At 64.5% G+C, this 20,712-nt stretch carries 21 protein-coding genes and 1 tRNA gene; 11 read left to right on the top strand and 11 right to left on the bottom strand.

The genetic code is table 11. From position 1 onward, the window contains the following. Nucleotides 1–77: 77 nt before the first annotated feature. Entirely contained in the window at nt 78–1,877 is a 1,800-nt protein-coding gene (locus tag EXV95_RS02070) for an extracellular solute-binding protein (protein WP_176885633.1), read from the bottom strand. 104 nt (nt 1,878–1,981) lie between these two features. Here EXV95_RS02070 and fabI point away from each other — a divergent pair, with 104 nt between their 5' ends. Together fabI and EXV95_RS02060 are read left to right on the top strand one after the other, a co-directional pair. Continuing rightward, complete coding sequence (fabI, locus tag EXV95_RS02065; protein WP_176885632.1) at nt 1,982–2,782, top strand: enoyl-ACP reductase FabI; 801 nt, start codon at nt 1,982–1,984, stop codon at nt 2,780–2,782. 77 nt (nt 2,783–2,859) lie between these two features. Further along, nucleotides 2,860–3,705, top strand: a complete 846-nt coding sequence (locus EXV95_RS02060) for a DNA ligase (RefSeq protein ID WP_176885631.1) — start codon at nt 2,860–2,862, stop codon at nt 3,703–3,705. 90 nt (nt 3,706–3,795) lie between these two features. On the opposite strand, the gene EXV95_RS02055 is transcribed toward EXV95_RS02060, so the two are convergent. Further along, nucleotides 3,796–4,356 (bottom strand): fasciclin domain-containing protein, encoded by a 561-nt coding sequence (locus tag EXV95_RS02055; protein ID WP_121419720.1) that lies wholly within the window; start codon nt 4,354–4,356, stop codon nt 3,796–3,798. Between the two features lie 180 nt (nt 4,357–4,536). Beyond that, complete coding sequence (locus tag EXV95_RS02050; RefSeq protein WP_176885630.1) at nt 4,537–6,906, bottom strand: arginine/lysine/ornithine decarboxylase; 2,370 nt, start codon at nt 6,904–6,906, stop codon at nt 4,537–4,539. A gap of 146 nt (nt 6,907–7,052) precedes the next feature. Here EXV95_RS02050 and EXV95_RS02045 point away from each other — a divergent pair, with 146 nt between their 5' ends. The 6 genes from EXV95_RS02045 to EXV95_RS02020 all read left to right on the top strand — a co-directional run bounded on the left by EXV95_RS02045 (nt 7,053) and on the right by EXV95_RS02020 (nt 10,046). Next, on the top strand, nt 7,053–7,478 hold the full coding sequence (locus EXV95_RS02045) for an NfeD family protein (RefSeq protein WP_176885629.1): 426 nt from the start codon (nt 7,053–7,055) through the stop codon (nt 7,476–7,478). Between the two features lie 52 nt (nt 7,479–7,530). Beyond that, nucleotides 7,531–8,448 carry an SPFH domain-containing protein gene (locus EXV95_RS02040; RefSeq protein WP_176885628.1) on the top strand — a complete coding sequence of 306 codons (918 nt, stop codon included), beginning with the start codon at nt 7,531–7,533 and terminating at the stop codon, nt 8,446–8,448. A gap of 80 nt (nt 8,449–8,528) precedes the next feature. Further along, a tRNA-Ser gene (locus tag EXV95_RS02035) sits at nt 8,529–8,618 on the top strand. A 204-nt stretch (nt 8,619–8,822) separates the two neighbouring features. Next, nucleotides 8,823–9,149 carry a hypothetical protein gene (locus tag EXV95_RS02030; RefSeq protein WP_176885627.1) on the top strand — a complete coding sequence of 109 codons (327 nt, stop codon included), beginning with the start codon at nt 8,823–8,825 and terminating at the stop codon, nt 9,147–9,149. A gap of 210 nt (nt 9,150–9,359) precedes the next feature. After that, nucleotides 9,360–9,542: a hypothetical protein gene (locus EXV95_RS02025; RefSeq protein WP_176885626.1), complete on the top strand. Its 183-nt coding sequence runs from the start codon at nt 9,360–9,362 to the stop codon at nt 9,540–9,542. Between the two features lie 126 nt (nt 9,543–9,668). Continuing rightward, the gene (locus EXV95_RS02020; protein ID WP_255484887.1) at nt 9,669–10,046 is read left to right on the top strand and encodes a hypothetical protein; all 378 of its coding nucleotides are present in this window, start codon (nt 9,669–9,671) and stop codon (nt 10,044–10,046) included. 11 nt (nt 10,047–10,057) lie between these two features. Here EXV95_RS02020 and EXV95_RS02015 read toward each other — a convergent pair whose 3' ends face one another. The 4 genes from EXV95_RS02015 to EXV95_RS02000 all read right to left on the bottom strand — a co-directional run bounded on the left by EXV95_RS02015 (nt 10,058) and on the right by EXV95_RS02000 (nt 13,327). Further along, nucleotides 10,058–10,738, bottom strand: a complete 681-nt coding sequence (locus tag EXV95_RS02015) for a hypothetical protein (protein WP_176885625.1) — start codon at nt 10,736–10,738, stop codon at nt 10,058–10,060. Between the two features lie 35 nt (nt 10,739–10,773). After that, a complete protein-coding gene (locus tag EXV95_RS02010) occupies nt 10,774–11,811 on the bottom strand; it encodes an MlaD family protein (RefSeq protein WP_176885624.1) in 1,038 nt (345 codons plus the stop codon). Between the two features lie 59 nt (nt 11,812–11,870). Further along, on the bottom strand, nt 11,871–12,671 hold the full coding sequence (locus tag EXV95_RS02005) for an ABC transporter permease (protein WP_055393443.1): 801 nt from the start codon (nt 12,669–12,671) through the stop codon (nt 11,871–11,873). 194 nt (nt 12,672–12,865) lie between these two features. Next, complete coding sequence (locus EXV95_RS02000) at nt 12,866–13,327, bottom strand: Cd(II)/Pb(II)-responsive transcriptional regulator (RefSeq protein WP_176885623.1); 462 nt, start codon at nt 13,325–13,327, stop codon at nt 12,866–12,868. Nucleotides 13,328–13,398: 71 nt separating this feature from the next. Between EXV95_RS02000 and EXV95_RS01995 the strand changes: the two genes are divergently transcribed. Continuing rightward, nucleotides 13,399–14,046, top strand: coding sequence for a cation transporter (locus tag EXV95_RS01995; RefSeq protein ID WP_176885622.1), 648 nt, complete (start codon nt 13,399–13,401; stop codon nt 14,044–14,046). 3 nt (nt 14,047–14,049) lie between these two features. Further along, complete coding sequence (locus EXV95_RS25110) at nt 14,050–14,925, top strand: DUF3703 domain-containing protein (protein ID WP_176885621.1); 876 nt, start codon at nt 14,050–14,052, stop codon at nt 14,923–14,925. A gap of 39 nt (nt 14,926–14,964) precedes the next feature. Here the strand turns inward: EXV95_RS25110 and EXV95_RS01985 are convergent, their stop codons facing one another. From EXV95_RS01985 to EXV95_RS01970, 4 genes are read right to left on the bottom strand one after another with little or no spacing between them, the layout of a single operon-like run. Beyond that, nucleotides 14,965–15,558, bottom strand: coding sequence for a DUF2894 domain-containing protein (locus EXV95_RS01985; RefSeq protein ID WP_176885620.1), 594 nt, complete (start codon nt 15,556–15,558; stop codon nt 14,965–14,967). Next, on the bottom strand, nt 15,551–16,210 hold the full coding sequence (locus EXV95_RS01980; protein WP_176885619.1) for an OmpA family protein: 660 nt from the start codon (nt 16,208–16,210) through the stop codon (nt 15,551–15,553). The genes EXV95_RS01985 and EXV95_RS01980 overlap by 8 nt, the downstream gene beginning before the upstream one ends. After that, on the bottom strand, nt 16,207–18,885 hold the full coding sequence (locus EXV95_RS01975) for a DUF802 domain-containing protein (RefSeq protein WP_176885618.1): 2,679 nt from the start codon (nt 18,883–18,885) through the stop codon (nt 16,207–16,209). The genes EXV95_RS01980 and EXV95_RS01975 overlap by 4 nt, the downstream gene beginning before the upstream one ends. Beyond that, a complete protein-coding gene (locus tag EXV95_RS01970) occupies nt 18,882–19,718 on the bottom strand; it encodes a DUF3348 family protein (RefSeq protein ID WP_176885617.1) in 837 nt (278 codons plus the stop codon). Before EXV95_RS01970 ends, EXV95_RS01975 begins: the two co-directional genes overlap by 4 nt. A gap of 329 nt (nt 19,719–20,047) precedes the next feature. Here EXV95_RS01970 and EXV95_RS01965 point away from each other — a divergent pair, with 329 nt between their 5' ends. After that, nucleotides 20,048–20,707: a YitT family protein gene (locus EXV95_RS01965; RefSeq protein WP_176885616.1), complete on the top strand. Its 660-nt coding sequence runs from the start codon at nt 20,048–20,050 to the stop codon at nt 20,705–20,707. The last annotated feature ends 5 nt before the right edge of the window (nt 20,708–20,712 follow it).

The following is a 20,712-nucleotide window of genomic DNA, read 5'->3' as shown; positions in this document are numbered from 1 at the left end:
CGCCGCGCCGGGCCGCCCCAAGCAAGGCCAGCCCCCTTGGGGGGCAGCGACCCGTGCAACGGCGGAGCGTGGGGGCATCATTTGCGCGCCCACCACGTGTCGATGACCCACCCTTCGCCGCTGGCGTAAGCCGGCACCGTGGCCGGCCGTGCCAGCCGCCAGGCGTTGTAGGCCATGCGGTGTGTGCCCGCCGTCCACTGCGGAATGAGGTAGTGGCTGTGCGCAATGATGCGCTCCAGGGCGTGGCAGGCGGGAAGCAGTTGCGCCTCGGTCTTGGCAGAGGTCATGGCCTTGATCATCGCGTCCACCGCCGGGTTCTTGACGCCCGCAAAGTTGCCGGAATCCTCCACGTCGGCCGCCTGGCTGCCAAACATGTCGGCAAACTCCTGGCCCGGGTTGTTGGTGCCCTGGTAGGCAATCGAGGTAATGTCGAAGTCGAACTTCTGCAGACGCTGCTGGTACAGCGCAAAGTCTACTGACCGAAATCGCAAGGTGACACCAATCTTTTCGAGATTGCGCATCCAGGGGGTGATAGTGCGCACGCCGCCTTCATTGCTGTCCATGTATTCGAGCACCATGGCCTCGCCCTTGGCGTTGCGCAGGGCACCGTCGCGCACCTCCCAGCCCGCTTCCTTGAGCAAAGCCTGCGCCCGCCGCAGGTTGGCCCGCAGTGAGGAATCGCCATCCGTGCGCGGGGGCACCGTCATCGGGCCAAACGCGGCAGCCGGAATGTCCTTGCGGTAGGGCTCCATCAGCGCAAGCTCCTCGGGCGAGGGACTGCCCTTGGTTTCGCACGCCGTGTTGCCAAACAGGCCGTTCACCCGCTGGTAAGCGCCATAGAACATCTGGCGGTTCATCCACTCGTAGTCCATGGCCAGGCCCAGGGCCTCGCGCACGCGCGCATCCTGCAGCAAAGGCCGGCGGGTGTTGAGCACATAGCTCTGAAAACCCGAGGGGAGCTTGTGCACAAACTCGCCCTTGACGAGTTCACCCGTATCGAACTTCTTGCCCGTAACACGTCGGGCCCAGTCGCCCGCGCTGAAAAACCGCATGAGGTCAAACTCGCCCGCCTTGAGGGCCTCCAGCCGCGCAGTGTTGTCCTTGTAGATCTTGACAAGGATGTTGTCGAAATTGGCCGTGCCCTTGCGCACGTTCAGGTCGCGCGCCCAGTACTGCGGGTCGCGCACATAGGTGATGTCCTTGCCAAAACGCACCGGGCCGATTTTGTAGGGGCCACTGCCGATGGGAATATCCATCACCACCTGGTCAAACGGCTTGGCCTTGCCGTTCTCGACGCCCCAGTCGCGGCTGAACACCGGCAGGCCACCCACGGTGAGGGGCAGCTCGCGATTGGGCAGCTTGAAGCGGTAACGCACGGTGCGGTCGTTGATCACATCCACGCCCGCCACCTCGATCAGCAGCGTCTTGTAGGCAGGGGATGTGAAGGGGCCCACCAGCGTGTCGTAGCTGTGCTTCACGTCCTGCGCCAGCACGGGCTTGCCGTTGTGAAAACGCGCCTCCGGCCGCAGGCGGAAGGTGGCGGACAAACCATCGGGGGCAACTGCCACATCTTCGGCCAGCAGACCATAACCGGTGGCGGTTTCGTCCATCGAACCGGCGAGCAGCGAATCGAACATCAGCGACGACAAATATGCTGGCGCGTTGCCCTTGATGGTGAACGGGTTGTATTTGTCGAAGGTGGAAACCCGCAGGTTGCTGACCAGCCGCAGCTCGCCGCCTTTGGGCGCATCTGGGTTCACATACGCAAAATGCGCAAACCCGGCGGGATAACGCGGCTCGCCCCACAGGGCGTACCCGTGTGCAGCCCATGCAGGAACCGCACACCCCATCAGCAAAAAAGTCAGCCAAAACCGCATGCGACAATTCTGCACTACGTTCGCCGGGCCCCGCTGCAGATCGCGCATACCCACATGCGCCAGGCCGCCCGCCGACATTTCGCCATTCCAAAAGGAGATTGAACATGGGTTTTCTGACCGGCAAGAAGCTGCTCATCACGGGTGTTTTGTCCAACCGCTCCATCGCCTACGGCATTGCCAAGGCCTGCCGCGCACAGGGAGCCGAACTGGCGTTCAGCTACGTGGGCGAGCGCTTCAAGGACCGCATCACCGACTTTGCGGCCGAGTTCGACTCCAAGCTGATCTTTGACTGTGACGTGGGCAGCGACGAGCAGATCGATCGCATGTTTGCCGAGCTGTCGCAGACCTGGCCCCAATTCGACGGATTTGTGCACAGCATCGGCTTCGCCCCCCGCGAGGCGATTGCCGGCAATTTCCTCGAAGGCCTTTCGCGCGAGGGTTTCCGCATCGCCCACGACATCAGCGCCTACAGCTTTCCCGCCATGGCCAAGGCCGCCCTTCCCTACCTGAACGACAAGTCGTCGCTGCTGACGCTGAGCTACCTGGGCGCGCTGCGCTCCATCCCCAACTACAACACCATGGGCCTGGCCAAGGCCAGCCTGGAAGCCAGCGTGCGCTACCTGGCCGAGGCCGTTGGCCGCACCGAAGACGGCCGCAGCATCCGCGCCAACGGCATCAGCGCCGGCCCCATCAAGACCCTGGCCGCCAGCGGCATCAAGGACTTTGGCAAGCTGCTGAGCCGCGTGGCCGATGCATCCCCCCTGCGCCGCAATGTCACGATTGAAGACGTGGGCAATGTGGCAGCCTTCCTGCTGTCCGACCTGGCCTCGGGCATGACGGCCGAGATCACCTACGTGGACGGCGGCTTCAGCCAGACAGCGGGCCTGAGCGCAGACCAGGTCTGATTGTCGTCAAAAATTCAGATCAAAACAGGCCCTAGCGCTTATTGAAAAAGCGCGGGTAGCTATATATTTAATAGCAAATGCTCCGCAGGCACTGGCTGGCGTGGCTGAGTTTCACTGCGCTGCCCACGCACGCAGCAGATGCCCCTGCCCTGTTGCTGGCCAATGTGTACCGGCCCGGCATGCCGCTGGCCAACTATTGGGTCAGCGAAAAATACGACGGTGTGCGTGGCTACTGGGACGGCCACACGCTGCGCACGCGGGGCGGCGAAACGGTGATGGCCCCCGCCTGGTTCACCGCCGGGTGGCCCAACACCCCCATGGACGGAGAGCTGTGGGCCGGACGCGGGCGCTTTGCGCACGCCCAGTCCACCACGCGCCAACAGCAGCCTCGTGAGGCGGCCTGGCGCCAGATGCGCTTCATGGTGTTTGACCTGCCCCGGCACGGCGGCATGTTTGACGAACGGCTGCGGTCGCTCAATGCCGTGGTGATGCAGATCAACCAGCCTTGGGTCCAGGCGGTGCCCCAAAAGCGCATCGAAAACGATGCTGCCCTGCAGGCCCTGTTGCAACGCACGGTGCGGGCGGGCGGCGAAGGCCTGATGCTGCACCGGGGCAGCTCGCTCTACCAATCTGGCCGCAGCGACGACCTGGTCAAGGTCAAGACCCACGAAGACACGGAAGCGCGCGTGGTCGCCCACCTGCCTGGCAAGGGCCGCCACGCCGGCCGCATGGGAGCCCTGCTGGTGGAAATGCCCTCTGGCCAGCGTTTCCGGCTGGGGGCGGGTTTCAGCGATGCGCAGCGGGCTGACCCGCCACCTGTGGGCAGCTGGGTGACGTACCGGTTTCGCGGCACCCACGACGGGGGCCTGCCGCGCTTCGCGAGTTTTGTGCGTGTGCGGGACGACATGCCGCTGGCCCGCTGACGGGACCACAGCAACCTCTGGCCAATCCCGGCCCTGCGATGCGGCGGCCATGGACAGCGGACGGGCAGCCCCCCCCCATCCGTTGCTCAATCAGTTAGGCAACAGGACCTTGTCCACCACGTGGATCACGCCGTTGGACTGGTACACGTCAGCAATCGTCACCGTAGCCGTACCGCCCTTTTCGTCCGTCACCATGACGGCATTGCCGCTGGCCTTGGCGGTGAGCGTACCGCCCGCCACCGTCTTGAGGCTGGCCATGCCTTTGCCGTCTGCAATCATCTTGGACAACGCAGCAGCGTCGTACTTGCCCGCGACCACGTGGTAGGTGAGCACCTTGGTCAGGGTGGGCTTGCTCTCGGGCTTGAGCAGCGTGTCCACCGTGCCGGCGGGCAATGCGGCAAATGCCGCATTGGTGGGCGCAAACACGGTGAAGGGACCGGGGCCCTTGAGCGTTTCGACCAGGCCCGCAGCCTTCACAGCGGCCACCAGCGTGGTGTGGTCCTTGGAGTTCACGGCGTTGTCGATGATGTCCTTGCTGGCCAGCATGGGCGCACCGCCCACCATGACCTGCGCCATGGCAGGCATTGCGGCAGCGGCCATGGCTGCGGTGAAGGCGATGGTGGCGAGGCGGGCGTTGAATCGAAGGGTCATGAGAATCTCCTGAGAGGTGTGTGAAGACAGTCGTCACCGCATGAAAACCACGCGGCTGACAGTCAATACGGCAGCACCACAACAGCGGATTCAAATGCACAAAAAAATCGCTCCGCCAGCCATGCCGGGGGAGCGATTTTTGAGACGCTGGTGCACCCACACACCAGCGCGAAGACGTGCTTACACGTTGCGCCCGTAAGGCCCGTCGTCACCCACCTGCACCAGGTTCTGGGCGGTGGCCAGGGGCTTGGGGTTCTTGCCGGTCTTGCCTTGCTCTGCCACGCAGTCGGCGTAGTAGCGCACCTGGCCGTTCTCGTCTTCCACTTCCACCAGGCCGTGGATGTCGGTCTCGAAGCCCGGGCACAGCTTGGCAAACTCGCGCGCGAACTTGAGGTAGTCCACGATCTTCTTGTTGAAAACCTCGCCAGGGATCAAGAGCGGAATGCCCGGTGGGTAGGGCGTGACCAGGCCCACGGTGATGCGGCCTTCCAGGTGGTCGATCTCCACGCGCTCGGTCTGGCGGTGGGCGATGTGCGCGTAGGCGTCCGAGGGCTTCATGGCGGGCGTCAGGTCCGACAGGTACATCTCGGTCGTCAGGCGCGCGATGTCGTACTTGGCGTACATCTCATGCACGTGCTGGCACAGGTCCTTCAGGCCCATGCGCTCGTAACGTTTGTGCTGCTGGCAGAACTCGGGAAGGATGCGCCACATGGGCTGGTTCTTCTCGTAGTCGTCCTTGAACTGCTGCAGCGCCGTCAACAGCGTGTTCCAGCGGCCCTTGGTGATGCCGATGGTGAACATGATGAAGAAGCTGTACAGGCCGGTCTTCTCGACCACCACGCCGTGCTCGGCCAGGTACTTGGTAACGATGGACGCGGGAATGCCGGTCTTGTCGAACTTGCCGTCCAGGTTCAGGCCCGGTGTGACGATGGTGGACTTGATCGGGTCCAGCATGTTGAAGCCGTCGGCCAGTTGGCCGAAGCCGTGCCACTTGCTGGCGTTCTTCTTGCCCTTGCCATCGCTGCGGATGATCCAGTCCTCGGCGCGGCCCAGGCCTTCGTCCACGAGCTTTTCAGGGCCCCAAACCTTGAACCACCAGTCGTTCTTGCCAAAGTCGTGCTCCACCTGGCGCATGGCACGGCGAAAGTCCAGCGCTTCGAGCAAACTTTCTTCCACCAGAGCCGTACCGCCGGGAGGCTCCATCATGGCGGCGGCCACGTCGCAGCTGGCGATGATGCTGTACTGCGGGCTGGTGCTGGTGTGCATCAGGTAGGCCTCGTTGAAGAGGTGGCGATCCAGCTTGGTGGTCTGCGAATCCTGCACCAGCACATGGCTGGCCTGGCTGATGCCGGCCAGCAGCTTGTGGATGGACTGCGTCGCGTATGTCACGGAATGCTTGGGGCGCGTGCGCTTCTTGCCCATGGCGTGGTAGCTGCCATAAAACGGGTGGAAGGCCGCGTGCGGCAGCCAGGCCTCGTCAAAGTGCAGGTTGTCCACGTAGCCGTCGAGCATGCCCTTGATGGTCTCGGTGTTGTAGAGCACGCCGTCGTAGGTGGACTGCGTGAGCGTGAGCACGCGCGGCTTGACCTTTTTCGCATCCACGCCCTTGAGCAGCGGGTTGGCCTTGATCTTGGCCTGGATGGCGGCAGGCTCGAACTCGCTTTGCGGGATAGGGCCGATGATGCCGAAATGGTTGCGCGTGGGCTTCATGAACACGGGGATCGCCCCGGTCATGATGATGCTGTGCAGGATGGACTTGTGGCAGTTGCGGTCCACCACCACCACGTCGCCCGGCGCCACCGTGTGGTGCCACACCATCTTGTTCGATGTGGACGTGCCGTTGGTCACGAAGAAGCAGTGGTCGGCGTTGAAGATACGCGCGGCGTTGCGCTCCGATTCACCAATGGCACCGTTGTGGTCCAGCAGCTGGCCCAGTTCTTCCACCGCGTTGCAGACGTCGGCACGCAGCATGTTCTCGCCGTAGAACTGGTGGTACATCTGGCCCACAGGGCTCTTCAGGAACGCCACGCCGCCGGAGTGGCCGGGGCAGTGCCAGCTGTAGGAGCCGTCTTCAGCGTAGTCGAGCAGTGCCTTGAAGAATGGGGGCTGCACGCTTTCGAGATAGCTCTTGGCCTCGCGGATGATGTGGCGCGCCACAAATTCGGGGGTGTCCTCGAACATGTGGATGAAGCCATGCAGCTCGCGCAGGATGTCGTTGGGCAGGTGGCGGCTGGTCTTGGTCTCGCCGTGCACATAGATGGGCACTTCGGTGTTCTTGCGCCGCACTTCACCGATGAAGTTGCGCAGGCTCAGCACGATGGGGTCCAGCCCCTCACCCACCGTAAATTCCTCATCGTCGATGGACAAGATGAATGCGCTGGCGCGGCTTTGCTGCTGGGCAAACTGCGACAGGTCACCATAGCTGGTGACGCCAACCACCTCGAAACCCTCGGACTCGATAGCCTGCGCCAGCGCGCGGATACCGAGGCCCGAGGTGTTCTCGGAACGATAGTCTTCATCGATGATGATGATGGGAAAGCGAAACTTCATGCGCAGCCTCCGTGCAACCGTGCCCTGCCCGGCCAAAAAACGAAATAGGCGCGAAGTGTAAGGAATAACCTTGACGCGCCTTTGACCTGCAACCCTTTTGTCCCAGAATGTGGTGCACTAAACACAACCACAACAAGGAGTTGGCTATGGAGGAATCCACCATCTGGTGGCTCGCAGCGGGGGCTGTGGTCGTTGCAGAGCTGCTCACCGGTACGTTCTATCTGCTCATGGTGGCCATTGGCCTAGTGGCAGCGGCCCTGGCGGCCCATCTGGGGTTGCCAATTACCGCGCAGATCGTGGCAGCGGCTGTTGTGGGCGGTGGCGCAGTGGTGGGCTGGTACTACCTCAAGAAAAAGCGGCCCGGAGATCCCTCTGCCCGTGCGGATCGCAGTGTGAACATGGACGTGGGCGAAACCATTCTCATCGAGGGCTGGAACGCTGATGGCACCACCACCGTGAAGTACCGGGGTGCCACCTGGACAGCCATCCACCGTCCCGGAGTCACCCCCTCCACGGGCATGCACCGGGTTGCTGAACTGGTGGGCAATCGCCTGCTGGTAGACCCTCTCTAAAAATCCCGCTGTCGCTCACCTTCACAGATCAACAACGAAAAAGAGGCTTCTCATGGAAATTGCCATCGTCATTCTCATCATTGCCGTCATTTTCATCGCGCGGTCCGTCAAGGTCGTGCCCCAGCAAAATGCCTGGGTCAAAGAGCGCCTGGGCAAGTACGCGGGCACGCTCACACCGGGACTGAACTTCCTGGTACCTTTTGTCGACAAGGTCGCCTACAAACACAGCCTCAAGGAAATCCCGCTCGACGTGCCCAGCCAGGTTTGCATCACGCGCGACAACACCCAGCTTCAAGTGGACGGCATCCTGTACTTTCAGGTGACCGACCCCATGCGCGCCAGCTACGGCTCCAGCAACTACATCATGGCGGTGACGCAGCTGGCGCAGACCTCGCTGCGCTCGGTCATCGGCAAGCTGGAGCTGGACAAAACCTTTGAAGAGCGCGACATCATCAACGCCCAGGTCGTGCAGGCCATCGACGAAGCTGCCCTCAACTGGGGCGTGAAAGTGCTGCGCTATGAAATCAAGGACCTGACACCACCCAAGGAAATCCTGCACGCCATGCAGGCCCAGATCACTGCAGAACGCGAAAAACGCGCGCTGATCGCCGCCTCTGAAGGCCGCCGCCAGGAACAGATCAACATCGCCACCGGCGAACGCGAGGCCTTCATCGCCCGATCCGAGGGCGAAAAGCAGGCCGTCATCAACAAGGCCCAGGGCGAGGCAGAATCGATCAAGGCCGTGGCCGAAGCCAACGCCCAGGCCATCGAGCGTGTGGCCTCGGCCATCCGCCAACCCGGTGGCGAACAGGCTGTACAGCTCAAGGTGGCCGAGAAGGCCGTGGAGGCCTACAGCCAGGTGGCAGCAGACTCCAACACCACACTTATCGTGCCGAGCAACATGACGGAGGTGTCTGCGCTGATCGGGTCGGCGATGAAGATGGTGCAAGCTCCACAGAAAGCGGCCTGAGCGCAAGCAAAGCTTTTTTCGAGGCAACGGCTACCGTCAGCCCAGATATCCCTTTTCCTATGGCTATAATCGAGGGCTTCGGAGAGGTGGATGAGCGGTTTAAGTCGCACGCCTGGAAAGCGTGTGTGGGCTAATCCCCACCGCGGGTTCGAATCCCGCCCTCTCCGCCAAAAATCAAAAAAGCGTCCTTCGGGGCGCTTTTTTCGTTTCGGCCTATCAAATGACACGGAGCGCTTTCAGCGCCTCCTTCCCGCCTCGCGAAATGCCGGGAGCGGTTGGACCAAGCCCGCCGATTTGTTGCAAAACGTGTGATTGGTTGTCACGCCGCGGCGCACTCTTCACAATAAATGACTCCACCCAAAAGGAGTGCACCTATGCCCATGGAGCTACTGTTCGTCCTTGCACAGAGCAAGCTGCCCATGATGATCGAGAAGCCCTGCGACGTTGACAAGCTTCGGGTGCTGGCGGCTGCTCAGCTCGTAGAGGTGCAGCTTCCCGATGTGCGAGCCAAGGAGCAAAAAGCAGAGGTTCTTGCCATTTCGCCGCAGGGGCGGGCAGCGCTGGCAACAACCTACCCCCGTCACCCATTCAAGTTCGCGCCCATGCGCTCTACGCCAGCGCCGGCTTCGGCCGATTGGCTTCCGTCTTTGGACTCCTGCCAGGTGCAGCGCGGTGGGACAAGGACCACGCTGGACTCCTAGTGTCATGCGCATGCTCGCTCTACGGAACATCTGAGCACAACCAAGCTTCTGAATGACTTGCAACCAAAGGCAACAAACCGGGGTCATCTGCGGATATCGCACTTGTCTGACAGACGCTGACCGCGCGTTTTGCTGAAATCCTCTCCACCAGCCATTGAGGCTGACCCGGGAGCTCATTGGGACTCCCACCTTTTTGACAAAGGATCCGCCATGAAGCGCCACCCCTTGACACCCGGAACCCGCGCCCTCGCTGCGTTTGCCGGCACGGTTGTGCTTGCGGTACTGGCGGCGGCATCGTTGTTGATGCCCGATGTGACCGTGCAGTCGGTGGATTCGATGCCGCTTTTGCCCATTGGTTTGGACCAGATCTTTCCCTCCAGTCTGTTTGAGTGACCTTGTGCATGAGGTGGAGTGGTTTAGCACGCCTACTCGCCATGGGTAGCAAAAAGCATAGCATCGGAGTACCATCTGGCGCTGCGCACCGGGATTTTCGGTGGCAATCCAGAATGGAGGACGATCGTGACCACACGTTTTCGAATCTCTGCAAGCCTTTTTTCTGCTAGCTTCTTCGCGCGGCCTGTGGCGGCGACAGCGCTGCTGGTGGCGATGGGGGGATGCACCAGCCCGAGGGATGGCTCCCTTGAAGAATTCGCGCGCTGGCATGACGGTGCGCGCGCCCAGGCCCAGGCCGGGGCGCTGAGCTGGAGCGAACTCTACAAGCAGAGTTTTGACCGCCTGACCGCCCTGCCGCCCTCGTTGCAACAAGACACGCGTCTGGAAAACACGGTGCTGTTGTTATCCACCGCCCGCAAATACGAAGCCAATGAGATCACCGCCCAGCAGTTTGCACTGGAGCGGGAACACATCGAAACGCAATTGCAGGCACGCCTGCGCTAGCCGTTCGCGCCTCAGCGCTGAGGCGCACCCTGCTCCACGATGGCAATGCGCCGACGCAGCGCAGCAGTGGCTTGTTGGTCGCCCGCAGCTTCAGCGCGTTGCGCCTGCACACTGAGCCAGGCCATCAACGGTCTGCGCCAGCCCTGGGCAGAGGCTGTGTTAGCAGCGATAGCGATCACCGCCGGGCTGGCGCGCCCCGACTGAAACAGCACCCCAGCCGCCACGAGGCGCGACAGCGGGTCTTCCAAAGCGGGCAACGCAGATGCATCGCCCGATGCAGCCACCTTGCGCTGCGCTTCGGGCAGCAAGCCCACGTCCTGGGGCTGTACTCGCCCCCCCAGATAGTCGGCATAAGCGCGCTCGGGCGCGGCGGCGTCGGCGCGCAGCGGTTCAAAGCGCTCGCAGGGGCCAGGCACCAAGCTGGCGACCTGCGCGGCGCAGCGCATCAGTTCCAGGCGGGCGAGCAAGTCTGGGCGGCCCGTGCGGGCCACTTCAGCCCGGGCACGTTCCCATTCGAGCTGCTCCACGCGGGGGTTGCCCGACAGATAGGCTTCGAGGGCCTTCTGGGCTGAGCCTTGGGCGTTCATCTGCCAGTCGGGCACGGGAGGTTTGCTGGAGCATGCGGACAACAACGCCGCCGCAACCACCACAGCTCCCAGCAATGACACCCGCAGTGGCCAAGCCAGGTGCATGGGCTTCGAAGGGCATGCAAAAACTGAAAAGGGCTTCATGGCAGCTTGAGTTCCGTATCCCGCGCAAAAGGCCATTTGCGGTTGATGTCGTTGACCAGGCTTTCTACCTTGCGCAGATTGCTTTCCACCTCGGCGCGCAAGGCGCCCAGGTCGGTGGTGGCTTCGCGGGCATTGGCGCCAATGGCCTGGGCCTCCACCAGCACCGCATCCACCTTTTTCAGGCTGGTGCGGGTGTCGGCCAACAAGCCATTGAGCTGGGCCACGGTGGCGCGCACCTCAGGTACCAGCGCTTCCTTGCTGCCTTCGGCACCAAATACCTGTTTGTCAGCCCGCGCCGCCATGCCATCCAGGCGCGCCAGCAGGGCATTGGTGCGGTCGAGCGTGGCTACAATTTTCTTCCCGTCGGCCTCATTGCCCATCAGCACTCCCAGCATGCCGCCAGGGCCATTGAGGCGTTCGGTGAGCGCCTGCACATTGGTCAGGCTGCTGCCCAGGGCAGCGTCCTGCGCCGTGAGCGCATTGAGGTTAGACAGCAGTTCGCGCGCCGAGGCCATGAGCTGCGGGATTTCGGCGGTGGCGTCGCCACGCAGCACGGGGCGCACGGCACCATCGGGCAGGAGCTTGTCGTTCAGCATGCCGGTGTAGGCGCGGATATTGGTGCCACCCACAATGCCCCGCACCAGGGTGAACACGCTGGATTCACGCAGCCAGTGCGCGTCCTTGCGGGGCACGTCCACGATGATGCGGGCGTTGCCGGTTTCGGCCAGTTCGATACGGCGCACGCGGCCAATGGGGAAACCCGAGAACGTCATGTCCATGCCCACCACCACGCCTTCAGAGTCGTCGGCCGTCAGCACCAGGGTCTGCGTGGGCTCGAACGCACCACGCGCATACAGCAGGTACAGGCCCGACCCGACGATGAGGGCCAACGTGAACAGCAGCAACGCCGCCGCCTTGATCTCCAGGTAAGCCACCGGGCGCAGGGTTTCCACGGGCGCCACGTCGGTGGCAGGAGAAGCCGGGGCTGGCCCTGGGGGCGGCGTTTGGCGGGCGTTGTGGTTCTCGTCGTTCATGGTGCCGGAAGGTGGGTCGCCGTAAAGGAATGGGGTAGTCGGGTGTCAGCAGACATCGGTCAGTAGTAGTTGCCCATGAGCGAGGCCACCTCGATCATCAGCAGCACGGCAAACATGCGGGCCAGGCCGCCCAGCTCTGAATCGGGCTGGGTACGGTCGCCCGTGTCGTACAGGCCTGCCGCCATGGGGATCAGCGCCACGGCCAGGCTGAAGAACACGGTCTTGAGCGCGAACACCATCGTCACGCTGGGCGTGAACACCTGGCCAAACATGCGGGTGTAGCTGGGCAGCCCCGCCAAGTTGAAACCATACACTCCCAGGTACGCCAGCACCAGGGCCACCACACAGCTGAGCGCGGCGAGCGTGATGCAGGCGAACACTCCAGCGATCACGCGCGGCAGAAGCTCTATGCGCACCGGGTCCGAGCCGTGGGCGCGCAGGGCATCAAACCGGCCGGTCTGCCGCAGCCGCGTGATCTGCGAGCCATTGGGGATGGTGCAGCGCATGGCCACGAACAGCGCGGCCGTGAGCGGGATCAACTCCAGCACCAGCACGCGGATCACCATCTCCAGCGCATAGCGCGACAGGCCATAGCTGAGCGCCGTGACCACCACGATGCGCGTGAGCACCAGGCTGATCAAAGCAGCCAGCACCGTAAAGCCGAGCAGCACCGGGGCGGTGTCGAGATACAGGTGGCGTGCCAGCGCCCTGCGCGTGCCCTTGCCATAACTGGACGGCGACAGCACCAGCACCAGCACCACCGCCCCCAGATACAAGATGCGCCACCAGGCGACCGCCCAGCGCCGCGCGGTGTTCCACACACGTTCGGGCAGGGAGAGGCCGGGCAAGCGCGAAATCATGGTCGGATCATAGCGGGGCACTCACAGAGAGCGTTGACGGTGGACTGCCATAGAAATTTTCGATGTTTTTGGCATCTAGCGCTTGATAGACAAGCGCAAACAGCTATTATTTTTATAGCATTTCAAACACAGAAGAAACAGCTCCTCACATCCTTGCGAAAGCTGGTACTTGCAAGCGCCCACGGCAGACCGGGCTACACATGCCGCTTTGCCGCAGCGGTGGCGAACGGCACAGCGGGCTGCGCATCCGCACGCGCGTGCAGGGCTTCGATGATGTGACAGTGGGCATCTGTCCCGTCGCACCGGTTGCGCAGCGCGAGCAGGTCGGCCTCCAGCGTCTGCAGCTCCGCCAGGCGGGCACGCACATGCTGCAGATGGTCATCCAGTGTGTCGCGTGCGGCGTCGCAGTCTTCTTTGCGGCTCCAGTCCAGTGCTAACAGGGTGCGCACTTCATGCAGCGACATGTCCATGGCACGGCAAAGGCGGATGAAGCGCAGCTGGTGCACGTCCGCGCCGCTGTACAGGCGGTAGCTGTTGTCGCCCCGCACGCCAGGGGGCAAAAGCCCCTCCTTCTCGTAGTAGCGGATGTTGGCAGCAGACACCCCGGACTGCAGGGCGGCCTCGCCAATGCGGAACTGCACAACGTTTTGATCCATGGCTTGACCTTCAAGTGACTTCAAGGTTTCCAATCATGCCATCGCTTTCAAAACTGCACGGAGAACCCCCCATGTCTGCCCACTGCCACGACGACCATTGCGCCACTGGCCCTGCCGCCGCCGACCCGCGCTACCGCCGCATCTTGTGGATAGCACTTGTCGTCAACGCTGCCATGTTTGTGGTGGAGCTGGGGGCGGGTACCCAGTCGGGCTCGGCATCACTGCTGGCCGATGCCATCGATTTTTTGGGGGATGCCGCCAACTACGGCCTGTCGCTGTGGGTGCTGGCCATGGCCCTCACTTGGCGCGCGCGCGCCGCCCTGGTCAAGGGGGCCAGCATGCTGGCGTTTGGCGTGTTCGTGATTGGGCGCGTGGCCTGGGGTGCGTGGCAGGGCACACCGCCCGAGCCCTTCACCATGGGCAGCGTGGGCCTGCTGGCGCTGGCGGCCAACCTGGGCGTGGCCGCCCTGCTCTACGCCTACCGGGAGGGCGACGCCAACATGCGCGGCGTGTGGCTGTGCACCCGCAACGATGCGCTAGGCAACCTGGCGGTGATGGGCGCTGCCCTGGGCGTGTTGGGCACCGGCACCGCCTGGCCTGATCTGGCGGTGGCGGCCATCATGGCGGGCCTGGCCATCAGCGGCGGCAGGAGCGTGATACGCCACGCGCGGCAAGAGCTGGCCAGCACTAACGCACAGCCACAACCGCAAGGGCACTGATCCATGCGCGTGCATCTATCGACCCCATTGAGCGCCCCGGCTGAATGGGTGGCTGCGCAGCTGCAAAGCACCGCTGTGTTCCGCCACATCACCGCGCCGCTCATCCAGTTTCACCCCGCACGGGGCACAGAATGGCCCACGCACTGGGCGCCCGGCGAGCTGGCGCTGCACATGCGGTTGCTGGGCGTGCTGCCCATGGGCCCCCAGACCGTGCGCATCTCCATCGAGCCGGCTGCACAGAGCGGCGGCTGGCCCACGCTGCGCGACAACGGAGAAGGCGTGCTCATGCGCCGCTGGGACCACCGCATCACCCTGCAGCCCCTGTCCGATGGCCGCACGCTGTACACCGATGACATCGAGGTGATTGCGCGCCACCTGCCCTGGCTGATGACGCCGCTGAGCGCCCTGTTTGCCCAGGTGTTCTACCGGCACCGCCAAAGGCGCTGGCGCCAACTGGCCGCGCAGCATGCCGCCGGGGGCACCGCCCCCACCGCGCTACACAGGCGCGCCGCGTTCAACCACCTGCTGGCCAGCTTTGCCCGCCAGCCTGACGCGCCCCCCGCCCAGCGCTGGCGTTGGCTGGAGGCCGCCCACGTGCTGGGGCAGACCTCATTGCCCCTGCACTGGCGGTCACACACCGCCATGCTGCGCTACGCCCTCGCACTGGGAGATGCGCGCGAGACCACTGGCCAGCTGCTGCGGCTGGCCCTGGTGCCCCTGGGGCACCTGCTGGCACGGCTGCCGTTGGGCAACATCGGGCGGTCCCACGTGAGTGCTTTCCGTACCATGGTGCCAGCGGCAGAAGTCACTGTGCTGATGGACCAGGCGCTGGAGGAAACGGCGATCCGCCCCGTGCAGCCGGACGACCGCGGCGTCTGAAAACTGCGCACCCGGCTTCCCCAGTCGCAGCCTGTTCACTCAGTGCTTGGAGGAGCGAGCCACGCGACCTGGCTTGAGGGGTGCCCTGGCTGGCTTTGCAGCGGCTTGCTCCAGCCACAGCAGGCTGTCCATCTGCGATAAAAAATGCCGCAGGTAGTCCGGCGACAGCGACCGCATCAAGGCCAGGGAGCGCAGCATGAGGCGGTGCGCATTCAACGGCCCCGCGTTTTCCGGCCCACGCGTGAAGGCCTGGGCCACCTGTTGTTCCGCAGCAATCTTGGACCAGACTTCGCTGAAGCGGCGCACGCTCTTCATGTCCGACACGCTGGCGCCACCGCCCACCAGCACGCTGTCTGCGTCGGCCTGGGCGCGGGTACTGAGATCGCGGTTCAGTTGCGCCAGTGCAGATGGTGCACCGGCTGGCGCTGTGGCGGCCAGTGGCTGCCGGGGAGTTGTCCGGGTGCGCCTGGCGTAGTCCAACAATGCGGCCTGCAGCCTGCGGGCCAGCACCTGCTGTACGGCGGGGGGCTGCGCAGGCAGGCGCGCGGCCAGCACCTCCAGGTACCGAAAGCGCACCGGGTCGTGGTGCTGGGCGCCTTCGGCCCGCAGGGACTCCAGGGTCGGCTCACTCATTGCGGGCGGACTTGGCCTGGGCAGCGCGGGGTACGGGGGCCATCTCCACGCGGCGGTTCTGTGCCCGCCCCTTTTCGTCGGCGTTGTCGGCCACCGGCTGCTCGGCGCCAAAGGCCGCAGCAAACACCTGGGACGATGGCATGTCCTCTTCGATCAGGGCGCGGGTCACGGTCAACGCGCGCTGGGCCGACAGCTCCAGGTTGTCGGCAAAACGCTGGTGGCGCCCTTGCAGCAGCGTGGTGTTGTCGGTAAAGCCACTCACCATCAGCATCTCGTCACGTTCGCGCAGGTACACCTGCAGCGGCTGCACCAGACTCTGGAGCAGTTGCCGGCCTTCAGGGCGCAACTCGGCAGAGCCTGCCGCAAACAGCACGCTGCCGCTGATGCCGATACGGCCTTCATTGACCGTGACGCGGCCGCTGGCCAGCGGAATTGCCAGTGCTTTTTCCAGCGTCATGCGGCGTTTTTCTTCCATCTGCCGCTTTTCCACTTCCTGTTTGAGGCTGGCCACCAGGTCGATCTGCACCACCAGCACGCCCACCAGAATCAGCACAAACGCACCCAGCAAGCCCGCCATGAGGTCGCCGAACACGGCCCACACCGGGGCCGTCTGTTCGGTGGCATCGTCCAGCGTGTCGTCCAGGCCGGTCACGCGGCGACTCCCTGCACCGCTGCGGCCATCTGCCCGTTGAGGCGGCGCAGGTCTTCCACAATGCCCTGCTGCGAAGAAATGCTCAGATCGATCACCTCGCGGGCCTGTGCCACGTAGTAGGCCAGCTGCTCATCGCTGCGACTCATGGACTGGCCAATGGCGCCTTCGATGCGCTGCAGGCTGTCCATCAGCTTTTCGTTACTGGCCGTGAACAACTCCACGCCGTGGCCAAAGGACTCACCCAGGCTCGACAGCTCCACCGCGCTGGCGGCCACGTGTGCCGACACTTCATCGACCTTGCCCGCCTGCGCGCCGAGCGCCTGGGCAAACTCCTGCCCCGCCTGCTCCAGCACCGAGGCCGCAGACCCCACCAGCGATTCAATGGCCGCACGCTGCTGCCCGGCGGCTTCGTTCACCGATTGGAGCAACACACCCAGTTGCTCCATCATGGCCGTGCGTTCTGCCAGGGCCGCGTTGTCGCGTTCGCTCAGGTGGGTCATCTCCTGGCGCAACTGGGTGATCACCTCAGCCGCGGCCTGCGGCACATCCGACGCCGTCTGCAGCAATCGCGTGAGCGGGGCTTCCAGCGCAGAACCCAGCGTGGCCAGGTGCCCGGCCACAGCGGCCTGCAGCGCATCGAGCCGCTCCACTGCGGCCTGGCCGCGTGCCGCCTCGGCATCCCGCAGCGCCACCAATTCCGTGCGCCACACGCCCGCGAGCGCATCCATGCGCTGGGCCTGGGTGTCGGCCCATCGGGCTTCGGCCTCTATGCGGGTGTGCAACAGTGCGTCCGACTGGTCCATCAACCGGGCGGCACCGCCCAGGGCATGGTGGACCTGCTCGGTCATGCGCTCGGTGAGCTGCGCCGCAACGCCCTCCAGCGCCTGGCACACGCCGCGCTGCTGCTGCGCCGTTTGCTCGCCCACCTGCTGCCATTGCTCCGCCAGTCGGCTGGCCATGCCCTCCATGGACTGGCTCCAGCCCGCAAGGCGCTGCTGATCCGCCACTGCCTGGTCGGCCTGCGTTTTCTCGACCGTCTGTTCCAGCGAGGCCAGCAGCGCCGTGGTGCGCTGCTCGAAGGCCTGCGATGCCGTCTGCAGTGACTGGTCGAGCTGGGTGGCAGCGCCTTCCAGCGCCAGGCACACGCCCTGCTGGTGCTGTGCGGTTTGCTCGCCCACCTGTTGCCATCGCTCCGCCAGTGTGCTGGCCATGCCCTCCATGGACCGGCTCCAGCCTGCAAGGCGCTGCTGGTCGGCCGCCAACTGGGCCGCCTGTGATTGGGCCACCGTCTCTTGCATTGAGGCCAGCAGCGCCGTGGTGCGCTGCTCAAAGGCCTGCGATGCCGTCTGCAGTGACTGGTCGAGCTGGGTGGCAGCGCCTTCGAGCGCCTGGCAGACGCCGCGCTGCTGCTGCGCCGTTTGTTCACCCGCAAGCTGCCATTGCTCCGCCAGTCGGCTGGCCATGCCCTCCATGGACAGGCTCCAGCCCGCAAGGCGCTGCTGGTCGGCCGCCAGTTGGGCCGCCTGTGATTGGGCCACAGTCTCTTGCAACGTGGCTAGCAGCTTCGTGGTGCGCTGCTCTAGCGTCTGCGTGATGGACTGCAGCGCGCTGCCCAACTGCACCGCCTGCTGGTCTTGCGTCTGCGTGTGGCGGTTCAAGGCCTCCGTCCAGGTGTCCGCCACCTGGCGGGCCGTGCCCTCCCATTGGGCCGTGAGGGCGTGCATCTGCACGCCAGTGGCCTCGCGCAGCCGCTGGTGCGAGCGCTCAGCCTCTTGCGCCAGCGTTGCCATGGCCTGCTCCACCACCGGGCGGATCGTCTCACCCGCCATGCGGGCGCTGGCGCCCAGGCTGTCGTGCAGGGATGCCCCCACGGTGGTGGCCAGCTGGGTGTAGGCCGCTGCCGCCTCGCGGTGAAACACCTGCTGTTGGTCTTGCAATTGGCCGTTCAACTGCTCGTGGCGGCGCTCCAGCCCTTCCATCAGGCCTTGCAGGCGCTCTGCAATCAGCGGCATGGCCTGCGCCTGGGCCTGCAGGGCCTCGAACATTTCCTGGCGCCGGTGGGCTGCCGAGAAGGGGCGCAGATCACTAGCGATGCGGGCATCCAGCATGCGCAACGCTGCCAGCCGTTCGCGGCGGCACAGGGCGGACATCAGCCCCAGCATGGCCGACGCTGCCACCCCGGCCACCGAGGTACCAAACGACAGACCCAGCCCCTTGATGGGCGCGGCCAGCGCCGCCCGGATCGACTCCAGGCTGGACGAGGCCTCCAGTGCGAACACCGCGCCATTGAAGGTGACCACCATGCCCAGAAAGGTGCCCAGCATGCCCAGCATGACCAGGAGCCCCACCAGGTACGGCGCCAGCGCAGGCCCCGGCAGGGGCACACGCTCCCCGTCGATCCGCTGGCGAACCGGGTTGCGCAAGGACGAATGCATGCGCTCCAGCCAACCACCCAGGTCCACCAGGGGCTGCTGCCCCAGCCCGGCCAGCGCAATGGACAGCGACGAAGTCGCGGCCCGGAACTGCATCAGCTCATAGGCTCCCACCACGTAGACGGCAGCAATCACCACCGTCATGGCCAGCGCCAGAGGGCTCGACCCGACAAATCCCCATCCCACCCAGCCCACCACCGCCAGGCCCACCGCAAAGATGGCGGCCATCACACTCTTGTTCATTCGATCATTCCTGTTACCGGTTCCGGGGTCTTCATGGTTGTGGGGGGGCGGTGGGTGGTGCGGGGACGGGAGTCATGGCTCTGCGCCGCTTCCAGCAAACCCGCAAGGGGCTCCAGCCGCACCTGCAGCTCGGCCAGCAGCAGCGCCCGCAGGTCCTGCTCGAACGCAAACAACCAGCCGCCCGGCAGCGCCCAGCGCTGCGGCTCATCGTCTCGCCCCGCAGCCTCCAGCTGCTGCTGGTGGGCTGCGCGCAGATGGAACAGGCGCCGCTCCAGATGGCCGGGTAGCGACGCCCACAGCCTTTGCTCACGCGCACCCAGCATCTGGTCCATCACCGCATCCAGCAGGGCCAGCCGACGCAGGCCCTCGGGGCCCATCGACAAGCTCTGCCGAATCAGCGCGCGCAAGGCAGCCAGTCTGGCGTCCATCTGCTTTTGTAGCGCCAGATAACGCGCCGCGTGGACTGCAAAATCTGCCCCGGCCTCGGGGTTCGGGCCGTCGACAGGGGTGTTATCGGCACGCTCTCGCACGGGTTTGGCGGGCGCGGCCTTGGCCGTGACCAAGTCCGTCAACTCGGCCCGGGTGGACTCAAGGCTGGCCTGCAATGCGCGCACATCCACCGCCCCAGCCCCCCACCCCAGCGTAGTGACAGCCGGGGTTTGGCTGGACTCCAGAGCATGCAGCGCCCGGCTGAGCTTGACCGCATCCACGGTACTGAGCCACTGGCTCAGCTGCTCCGCCACATCCTGGCGCGCGGGACCACCGTGCGCCTGCGTCCATTGCTGGAGCAAAAGCACAAGTCTGGAGCTGTTGAGTCGGTGGGGCTGGTACATCAATCTGAGGCGTCCATGGCACCGGCACCCCCGAAGGGTGGCGGGCGTCAGGGAGCAGGTCCCCGCAATGGGCAAAGCCTGCTATTTTCGCAGGAACGCTGCCGCCCCAGCCCCACATGGCTGTGCGTTGCAGGTGTTACATCTAAAGCAGATTGCAAGAATCGGCCAAAAAACAGCCAAGGAGCGACCAGTTTTCCAGGACCGAAGCCCCCACAGACACGCCGTTTCTTGACGGCGGACAAGTCCGGCACAGGGCTTGCATGGTCCAATCTGCGACTCTTTCCCCTGACCGGCACCCACCTCCATCGCCCTGCCCGCCTGCGCTCACCATGTCCAACCCGCCTGCACCCCACGCCCCTTCCCTGCCAAACCCTGCGCAAGTGGCCGCTCCTGTGGTGGTGCCACACACGCTCACGGAAGATGCTGTGGCCATCTTCACCGGCGTGCTGCTCATTTCCGTAGGGGTTGCTTTTTTCACCAGCGCAGGCCTGCTGACCGGGGGAACCGCAGGCCTTGCGTTCCTGTTGCACTACGCCACGGGTATCGGCTTTGGCAAGATTTTCTTTGTGCTGAACCTGCCCTTTTACTGGCTGGCCCTGCGCAAGCTGGGACGCGCATTTACGGTCAAGACGTTTATTGCCGTGCTGCTGTTGTCGCTGCTGACCGAACTGCAGACTCAATTTCTGGAGTTTGCGCAGTTGCAGCCGCTGTATGCGGCCGTGGCAGGCGGGTTGATCACGGGCACGGGGTTTCTGGTGCTGTTTCGCCACCGTTGCAGCCTGGGGGGCGTGGGCATTGCCGCACTGTACCTGCAAGACCGGTACGGATGGCGCGCCGGCAAGGTCCAGATGGTAGTGGACTGCTGCATCGTGCTGCTGGCGCTGTGGACGGTGGACCCCCTGCGCGTTGCCTGGTCCATTGCCGGGGCCGTGGCGCTCAACCTGGTCCTGGCGATGAACCATCGGCCAGGGCGTTACATGGCGGTGTAAGTCGG

The organism is Acidovorax sp. JMULE5, from assembly GCF_013376875.1.
Lineage (GTDB): Bacteria > Pseudomonadota > Gammaproteobacteria > Burkholderiales > Burkholderiaceae_C > Acidovorax > Acidovorax facilis.
This window is presented reverse-complemented; position numbering and strand designations above follow the sequence as displayed.

Coding starts and splice junctions, on each gene's coding strand:
- EXV95_RS02070 (WP_176885633.1), bottom strand. CDS start 1,877: ATGCGGTTTTGGCTGACTTTTTTGCTGATGGGGTGTGCGGTTCCTGCA.
- fabI (WP_176885632.1), top strand. CDS start 1,982: ATGGGTTTTCTGACCGGCAAGAAGCTGCTCATCACGGGTGTTTTGTCC.
- EXV95_RS02060 (WP_176885631.1), top strand. CDS start 2,860: ATGCTCCGCAGGCACTGGCTGGCGTGGCTGAGTTTCACTGCGCTGCCC.
- EXV95_RS02055 (WP_121419720.1), bottom strand. CDS start 4,356: ATGACCCTTCGATTCAACGCCCGCCTCGCCACCATCGCCTTCACCGCA.
- EXV95_RS02050 (WP_176885630.1), bottom strand. CDS start 6,906: ATGAAGTTTCGCTTTCCCATCATCATCATCGATGAAGACTATCGTTCC.
- EXV95_RS02045 (WP_176885629.1), top strand. CDS start 7,053: ATGGAGGAATCCACCATCTGGTGGCTCGCAGCGGGGGCTGTGGTCGTT.
- EXV95_RS02040 (WP_176885628.1), top strand. CDS start 7,531: ATGGAAATTGCCATCGTCATTCTCATCATTGCCGTCATTTTCATCGCG.
- EXV95_RS02030 (WP_176885627.1), top strand. CDS start 8,823: ATGCCCATGGAGCTACTGTTCGTCCTTGCACAGAGCAAGCTGCCCATG.
- EXV95_RS02025 (WP_176885626.1), top strand. CDS start 9,360: ATGAAGCGCCACCCCTTGACACCCGGAACCCGCGCCCTCGCTGCGTTT.
- EXV95_RS02015 (WP_176885625.1), bottom strand. CDS start 10,738: ATGCACCTGGCTTGGCCACTGCGGGTGTCATTGCTGGGAGCTGTGGTG.
- EXV95_RS02010 (WP_176885624.1), bottom strand. CDS start 11,811: ATGAACGACGAGAACCACAACGCCCGCCAAACGCCGCCCCCAGGGCCA.
- EXV95_RS02005 (WP_055393443.1), bottom strand. CDS start 12,671: ATGATTTCGCGCTTGCCCGGCCTCTCCCTGCCCGAACGTGTGTGGAAC.
- EXV95_RS02000 (WP_176885623.1), bottom strand. CDS start 13,327: ATGGATCAAAACGTTGTGCAGTTCCGCATTGGCGAGGCCGCCCTGCAG.
- EXV95_RS01995 (WP_176885622.1), top strand. CDS start 13,399: ATGTCTGCCCACTGCCACGACGACCATTGCGCCACTGGCCCTGCCGCC.
- EXV95_RS25110 (WP_176885621.1), top strand. CDS start 14,050: ATGCGCGTGCATCTATCGACCCCATTGAGCGCCCCGGCTGAATGGGTG.
- EXV95_RS01985 (WP_176885620.1), bottom strand. CDS start 15,558: ATGAGTGAGCCGACCCTGGAGTCCCTGCGGGCCGAAGGCGCCCAGCAC.
- EXV95_RS01975 (WP_176885618.1), bottom strand. CDS start 18,885: ATGAACAAGAGTGTGATGGCCGCCATCTTTGCGGTGGGCCTGGCGGTG.
- EXV95_RS01970 (WP_176885617.1), bottom strand. CDS start 19,718: ATGTACCAGCCCCACCGACTCAACAGCTCCAGACTTGTGCTTTTGCTC.
- EXV95_RS01965 (WP_176885616.1), top strand. CDS start 20,048: ATGTCCAACCCGCCTGCACCCCACGCCCCTTCCCTGCCAAACCCTGCG.